8 protein-coding genes are annotated in these 6,228 nt (G+C 74.2%); 1 reads left to right on the top strand and 7 read right to left on the bottom strand.

Annotation, left to right across the window (positions count from 1 at the left end; all coding sequences use genetic code 11):
* Window positions 1-48: 48 nt before the first annotated feature.
* From C6N75_RS27140 to infC, 5 genes are all read right to left on the bottom strand, one after another.
* Complete coding sequence (locus C6N75_RS27140) at window positions 49-1,164, bottom strand: sensor histidine kinase (RefSeq protein ID WP_105871516.1); 1,116 nt, start codon at window positions 1,162-1,164, stop codon at window positions 49-51.
* A 48-nt stretch (window positions 1,165-1,212) separates the two neighbouring features.
* Window positions 1,213-2,037, bottom strand: a complete 825-nt coding sequence (locus C6N75_RS27135) for a TrmH family RNA methyltransferase (RefSeq protein ID WP_105871515.1) — start codon at window positions 2,035-2,037, stop codon at window positions 1,213-1,215.
* Between the two features lie 214 nt (window positions 2,038-2,251).
* The gene (gene rplT, locus C6N75_RS27130; protein WP_010476244.1) at window positions 2,252-2,638 is read right to left on the bottom strand and encodes a 50S ribosomal protein L20; all 387 of its coding nucleotides are present in this window, start codon (window positions 2,636-2,638) and stop codon (window positions 2,252-2,254) included.
* Window positions 2,639-2,803: 165 nt separating this feature from the next.
* Entirely contained in the window at window positions 2,804-2,998 is a 195-nt protein-coding gene (rpmI, locus tag C6N75_RS27125) for a 50S ribosomal protein L35 (protein ID WP_019884943.1), read from the bottom strand.
* Window positions 2,999-3,120: 122 nt separating this feature from the next.
* A complete protein-coding gene (infC, locus tag C6N75_RS27120; RefSeq protein WP_105871514.1) occupies window positions 3,121-3,762 on the bottom strand; it encodes a translation initiation factor IF-3 in 642 nt (213 codons plus the stop codon).
* Between the two features lie 437 nt (window positions 3,763-4,199).
* On the opposite strand from infC, the gene C6N75_RS27110 reads away from it, so the two are divergent.
* Window positions 4,200-4,580, top strand: a complete 381-nt coding sequence (locus C6N75_RS27110; RefSeq protein ID WP_105871513.1) for a DUF1844 domain-containing protein — start codon at window positions 4,200-4,202, stop codon at window positions 4,578-4,580.
* 18 nt (window positions 4,581-4,598) lie between these two features.
* Here C6N75_RS27110 and C6N75_RS27105 read toward each other — a convergent pair whose 3' ends face one another.
* Together C6N75_RS27105 and C6N75_RS27100 are read right to left on the bottom strand one after the other, a co-directional pair.
* The gene (locus C6N75_RS27105; protein WP_105871512.1) at window positions 4,599-5,399 is read right to left on the bottom strand and encodes a helix-turn-helix domain-containing protein; all 801 of its coding nucleotides are present in this window, start codon (window positions 5,397-5,399) and stop codon (window positions 4,599-4,601) included.
* A gap of 203 nt (window positions 5,400-5,602) precedes the next feature.
* On the bottom strand, window positions 5,603-6,228 hold a 626-nt coding region (locus C6N75_RS27100), incomplete at its 5' end, for an SseB family protein (RefSeq protein ID WP_105871511.1).

Raw genomic sequence — 6,228 nt, 5'->3', positions numbered from 1 at the left:
GGCCGGGCCCGGGCCGGGGCGCCCGCGGGGTGGGCCGCTCGCGGCGCGCTAGAGCAGGCCGGGCGGGGTGCCCACGGGCAGGGTGAAGCGGAACTGCGCGCCGCCGGAGGGGGCGCGGCCGACGGTGATGGCGCCGCCGTGCGCCTCCACGATGCCCTTGACGATGTACAGGCCGAGGCCGGTGCCGCCGCGCTTGCTGCCGCGCCAGAAGCGGGTGAAGACGCGGGCCATGGACTCCTCGGGAATGCCCGGGCCCTCGTCGCTCACGGTCACCGCCGTCCCCTTCCCGTCGTCCGCGTCCTCCCCGCCCCCGGCTCCGTCGGCGGGGGCTATGTCGATGGTGACGGTTCCCTCGCCGTGGCGCACCGCGTTTTCCAGCAGGTTGCCGAGCACCTGGTCGATCTTGTCGGGGTCGGCCCACAGCTCGGGCAGCGGGCGGCGGATGCGGGCGACGAAACGGTCCGGCGACTGGCCGCAGGAGCTGTGCGCCCGGATGTGCCGGCCGACCGCGGCGGCGATGTCCACCGGCTGGCGGCGCACCTCCAGGCGGCCGGAGTCGATGCGGGAGATGTCCAGCAGTTCGGCGATGAGCCGGGTGACCCGTCCGGCGTCGGCGTCCACCGTCTCCAGCATGAGCCGCTTCTGGTCGTCGGTGAACCGCTCCCACTTGGCCAGCAGGGTCGCGGTGAAGCCCTTGACGGAGGTGAGCGGGGAGCGCAGTTCGTGGGCGACGGTGGCGATCAGCTCGGCGTGGCTGCGTTCGGTGCGCCGCCGGGCCTCGGTGCCGCGCAGGGTGACGACGACCTTGCCGACCGGGCCGAGGGGGCGTTCGCGGATGTAGCGGGCGGCGACCAGGACCTCGCGGTTGCCGGGCAGCAGCAGGTTGCGCTCGGGCTGCCCGGTGCGGGTGGCGAGCCCGCCGTAGGGGTCGGTCACGCTCCACCAGCGGCGTCCGGTGAGGTCCTCCAGCGGCAGCGCGCGCTCCAGCGGGGCGCCCAGCGCCTCCTCGGGCGTGGTCCGGGCGATCCGGCAGGCCGCGGCGTTGAAGCAGACCACCCGCCCCAGCGCGTCGGCGACGACCAGCCCGTCGGGGAGGTCGTCCGGGTCGCAGGCGCCCAGTAACGCCCCGGGTGGGCCCCCGCCCCTGCTCGTGCCGCGCGTCATCGCCGAACCTCCGCCCCTCCGCGCCTGGCCCCCGAGCCCGTCACCCTACTAGCTGGAGGTGACGGAGCGGCACCCTCCGGCAGCACGCTGCGCACGGGCGGAGCCGTAGAGGCACACGGCGGCGGCGGTGGCGAGGTTGAGGCTCTCGGCCCGGCCGTGGATGGGGACGCGGACCACGGCGTCGGCCAGCGCCCTGGTCTCCTCGGGCAGGCCCCAGGCCTCGTTGCCGAAGAGCCAGGCGGTGGGGGTGCCCAGGCGGCCGGCGTCGAGTTCGGCGTCGAGGTCGTCCGCGCCGGCCCCGTCGGCGGCGAGCACCCGCACCCCGGCCTCCCTCAGCCCGGCGACGGCCTGGCCGACGGGGACGCCGACGGCGACCGGCAGATGGAAGACGGACCCCACGGAGGCCCGGACGGCCTTCGGGTTGTACAGGTCGACCGAGGCGTCGGTGAGGACGACCGCGTCGGCGCCGGCCGCGTCTGCGCAGCGCAGCACGGTGCCGGCGTTGCCGGGGTCGCGGACGTTGGCGAGCACGGCGACCAGCTGGGGCCGGGCGGCGAGCACGTCGGCGAACGGCGAGTCCAGGAAGCGGCACACGCCGAGCAGGCCCTGCGGGGTGACGGTCTGCGAGACGTCGGCGAGCACCTCGGCGGAGGCGTGGTGGACCCGGGCCCCGGTGGCGCGGGCGGCGTCGACGATGTCGGCGTACCGCTCGGCCGCCTCGACGGTGGTGAACAGCTCGACCAGGGCGGGCTGCCCGCCGGCCCGGGCGGTGACGGCCTCCCGTACGGCCTGCGGCCCCTCGGCGATGAACAGGCGCTCCTTGCTCCGGAAGTTGCGCCGGGCCAGTCGCCGGGCGGCGCGGCGGGCCGTCAGGGGCGGGCGGGACCGGACGGCGCGGCCGGAGCGCGGGTGCGACCGGGCAAAGACCGGACCCGCAGGCGCGGGGCCTGCGGGTCCGGACGGGATACGCGAGAAGGTGCGCGCCTGAGCGATCAGGCGGCCGACGCGGGGTCGGCCGACGAATCAGACGGCCGACACGGCGGACAGCCGACGGATCAGGCGGCCGACACGGGGGTCGGCCGGTGGATCAGGCGGCGGCCTTCGGGGCGTTGACGTCGCTGGGCAGCGCCTTCTGGGCCACCTCGACGAGCGCGGCGAACGCGGTGGCGTCGTTGACGGCCAGCTCCGCGAGGATCTTGCGGTCCACCTCGATGTTGGCGGCCTTCAGACCCTGGATGAAGCGGTTGTAGGTGATGCCGTTGGCGCGGGCCGCGGCGTTGATCCGCTGGATCCAGAGCTGACGGAAGTCGCCCTTGCGCTTCTTGCGGTCGTTGTAGTTGTAGACCAGGGAGTGGGTGACCTGCTCCTTGGCCTTGCGGTAGAGGCGGGAGCGCTGGCCGCGGTAGCCGCTGGCCTGCTCCAGGATCGCCCGGCGCTTCTTGTGGGCGTTGACTGCCCGCTTGACGCGTGCCACTTGTTGACTCCTTGCAGCGGGGCCGTGGGGGTGCTCACACGGCCCGGAAACGATTGAGGTCCCGGTCTTCTCGGCCGGCGGCCCTCGTCGCCGAGGGCGTGACGTCGATCAGCGTGCGCGGCCCGCCAGTGGCGGGCGCCGGCCGATCGAGCCTGCGAGCGTCGCTCAGATGCCGAGCATCTTCTTGATCTTCGCGGCGTCGCCCGGGGCCATCTCGGCGTTGCCGGTGAGGCGGCGCGTCAGCTTGGACGACTTGTGCTCCAGCAGGTGGCGCTTGCCGGCGCGCTCACGGAGCACCTTGCCGGAGCCGGTGATCTTGAAGCGCTTCTTGGCACCGCTGTGCGTCTTGTTCTTCGGCATCGCGCCGTTCTCTCCTCGTCAGTGGCGCTCCCAGCCGGCCTCGGGAGGCCGGCGCGCGGGAGCGTCAGGTGTATCGGTTGAATCCGGGACGGGCCGTCCCGGCTCCAGGTCCCGGGCGGGACCTACTCGGCGGACTGCTCCGCCGGGGCCGGCTGCTCCGCGTCGGCGGACTCGTCCGCCTGGGCGGGCTGGCCCTGGCGCTCCGCCTTGCGGGCGGCCTGGGCCTCGCGGGCCTCGGCCATCGCCTCGGTCTTCTTCTTGTGCGGGCCGAGAACCATGATCATGTTCCGGCCGTCCTGCTTCGGGTTGGACTCGACGAAGCCCAGGTCCTGCACGTCCTCCGCGAGGCGCTGAAGCAGCCGGTAACCGAGCTCCGGCCGGGACTGCTCACGTCCGCGGAACATGATCGTGATCTTGACCTTGTCGCCCTGCTTGAGGAACCGGACGACGTGACCCTTCTTGGTGTCGTAGTCGTGCGGGTCGATCTTCGGCCGGAGCTTCATCTCCTTGATGACCGTGTGCGCCTGGTTCTTGCGCGCCTCACGGGCCTTCATGGCCGATTCGTACTTGAACTTGCCGTAGTCCATGAGCTTGCAGACCGGCGGGCGGGCGTTGGCCGCCACCTCGACGAGGTCGAGGTCGTACTCCTGCGCAAGCTCCAGGGCCTTGGCAAGCGGAACAATCCCGACCTGCTCGCCGCTGGGACCGACAAGTCGCACCTCGGGAACGCGAATCCGGTCGTTGATGCGGGGCTCGGCGCTGATGGATCCTCCTCGGTAGCACCACGCGAACGCCTGGCGGACGGACGCGTTACATCTGTGTCAATGTCAGACCAACCGCGCCGGTGCATGAAAAATGCCCCGGACGGGACACAGGCGGGGCTCCGTGGACACATACCGGAACACCGCCACGGTCATGCCGCGGGGCGCACATCGGGCGGATCCATCGTCCGTACGGAACGATGGGAACCGCCTGACCGGTGACCCGCCGCCTCGGGGGCGGCAAGGTGGGAGATCGGAGCCTCCACTTGCGGGCCGGTCCGCGCCGTCATGCGGGCCACAGTCATACGGAGCAGTGACTCGCGTGAAGTCGCGTCCGGCCGGTCGTCACACAAGGTTAGCAGTTCCCGCAGCGGGAGGCGACCAGGCGCGCGGGACCGCCGGTCACGGCGCGGCCTCGGCGTACGCCTAAGGTGTGACGCATGAACGACGACGCCACCCCGGCCGGCTCCGGCGCCGGCAACGACACCCCCGACTTCGACGCCATGACCCGGGACATCGCCGAGGTGCCCGCGGTCGAGGTGATCGTGACGGTCGCCGTCAACCTGATGAGCGCGGCCGCGGTGAAGCTGGGCCTGACCGAGGACGGCGACGCGCACAAGGACCTGGACGAGGCCCGCAAGCTGGTGCACGCGCTGGCGGGGCTGCTGGACGCGGGCGCGACCGAGATCAGCTCCTTCCACGCCGCCCCGCTGCGGGACGGCCTGAAGTCCCTCCAGCTCGCCTTCCGCGAGGCGTCGATCGTGCCGGACGAGCCGGGCCAGGGTCCGGGCGAGAAGTACACCGGCCCGGTCTTCGGCTGAGCCTCCCGCCCCGGGCGGTCACCGCCGGGAGCGCGCGTAGCGCCCCGGCGGGACGCCGACCAGCCTGCTGAAGTGCCGGCTCAGGTGCGCCTGGTCGTGGAAGCCGACCGCGCCCGCCACCTGGGCCGGCGGCATCCCGTCCAGCAGCAGCTTGCGGGCGCGCTCCACCCGCCGCGCGGTCAGATAGCGGTGCGGGGCGATGCCGAACGCGCCGCCGAAGGCCCTCACCAGGTGGGTGGGGTGCGCGTGCAGCAGGTCGGCGGCCTCCTGGAGCGTCATGCCCCGCTCCACCCGCTCGTCCAGCAGCTGCCGCAGGTCTCGGGCGAGCCCGCCCGCGGGCTCCGGGCGGCACACCGCGAGCCGGGGCCGCAGATGCCCGCGCAGCCGCTCGCCGACGAGCGCGAGCCGGCTCTCCGCCTCCCACTGCTCGGCACCGGCGTCCGCCAGCACGGTGTGCAGTCGCCCGATCCGGCGCCACAGCAGCGGATCGACCAGGTCCGGGTCGCCCGCGGCGGGGCCGGTGTACGACGCGTCGAGCTGGCTCAGGTCCAGGTACAGCACCCGCTTGCGGAAGCCCCGCGCGGTGGCCGGCGAGCCGTTGTGCGGCACGTGCGGCGGCAGCAGCGTGACGGTGTCGCGCGGGGTGGCGTGCTCGCGGCGGTTCAGGTCGTAGCGGACCGCCCCGTCGTCCACGATCAGCAGCGTCCAGACGTCGTGCACGTGCATCGGATAGGCGTGCTCGGTGAAGTGGGCGTGGAACACCTCGACGACACCCGGCACCCCGGGCCGCCACGCCGAGACCTCCTGCCGGGCAGCCATACGGCCAGGCTGCCCGGGCCGCCGCCGGCCCCGGGCCGCACCGGCCTTCCCGCCCGCACGCGGCCCTCCCGCACGCGGCCCTCCCGCACGCGAGGAACGCACAAGACGCCCCGAGGGGCGGGGTCGGCAGCCTGAGGGCCATGACGACCGACCCGGGCACCGCCTGAAAGGGGCTCGCATGCACCCCTGAGCGCCGGAGCGCCTCAGGACCGTACGTAGAGGGGCTCGCCCGGCGGGGTGCTGGCGGCCGGCAGCACGGCCAGGTCCAGGCCGCGGACCAGGCGGGCCCGGAGCGTCTCGTCGGCGGCGAGAGCGCGGGCGACCCGGCCGGCCGCCCGGGCGGGGTCGGCGTCCTGGGTCAGCACCAGGGCGAGGGTGCCGTCCGCGTCACCGGGGCCGAGGTGGGCGCGGAGCACGGCGGGCTCGGCGGCCACCAGCGCGCGTACCGCCGCCGTGACGGCCGGGTCGGCGAGCGGGTCGGTGCTGGTGCGGCCCTCGGCGGCGGCGAGCAGCGCGCGGCCGGTCAGCTCGTACGGGACGGGCCCCGCCAGGTCCAGCACCAGGGTGTCGGCCTTCTCGTGGGCGGCCGCCTGGAGGGCTTGGTGCAGCGGGACGGCCACCGGGCGGGCGGCCGGGTCCCAGCGGGCCAGGGTCTCCAGCGAGGTGAAGGCGGGCAGCGCCCGGCGGTCGCCCGCGGTGAGCGTGGGCACCGCCATGTCGCTGGTCTTCTCCCGGCGCAGACCGGTGGCCTCGTCCACCTCGGCCTCGCCGAGCACGGCGACGACCGGGTGCTCGTCGCCGGGCGTCGCCGTGCTCGGCGAGGCCGAGG

It is taken from the genome of Streptomyces solincola (genome assembly GCF_002982015.1).
In the GTDB taxonomy this organism is placed as follows: domain Bacteria; phylum Actinomycetota; class Actinomycetes; order Streptomycetales; family Streptomycetaceae; genus Streptomyces; species Streptomyces solincola.
The sequence above is the reverse complement of the archived record's forward strand: the minus strand, read 5'-3'. Positions and strand labels throughout refer to the sequence as shown.

What these genes read in the sequence shown, in the direction of transcription:
- rpmI (WP_019884943.1), bottom strand. Translation starts at nt 2,998, where the DNA reads ATGCCGAAGAACAAGACGCACAGCGGTGCCAAGAAGCGCTTCAAGATC.
- C6N75_RS27110 (WP_105871513.1), top strand. Translation starts at nt 4,200, where the DNA reads ATGAACGACGACGCCACCCCGGCCGGCTCCGGCGCCGGCAACGACACC.
- C6N75_RS27140 (WP_105871516.1), bottom strand. Translation starts at nt 1,164, where the DNA reads ATGACGCGCGGCACGAGCAGGGGCGGGGGCCCACCCGGGGCGTTACTG.
- C6N75_RS27105 (WP_105871512.1), bottom strand. Translation starts at nt 5,399, where the DNA reads ATGGCTGCCCGGCAGGAGGTCTCGGCGTGGCGGCCCGGGGTGCCGGGT.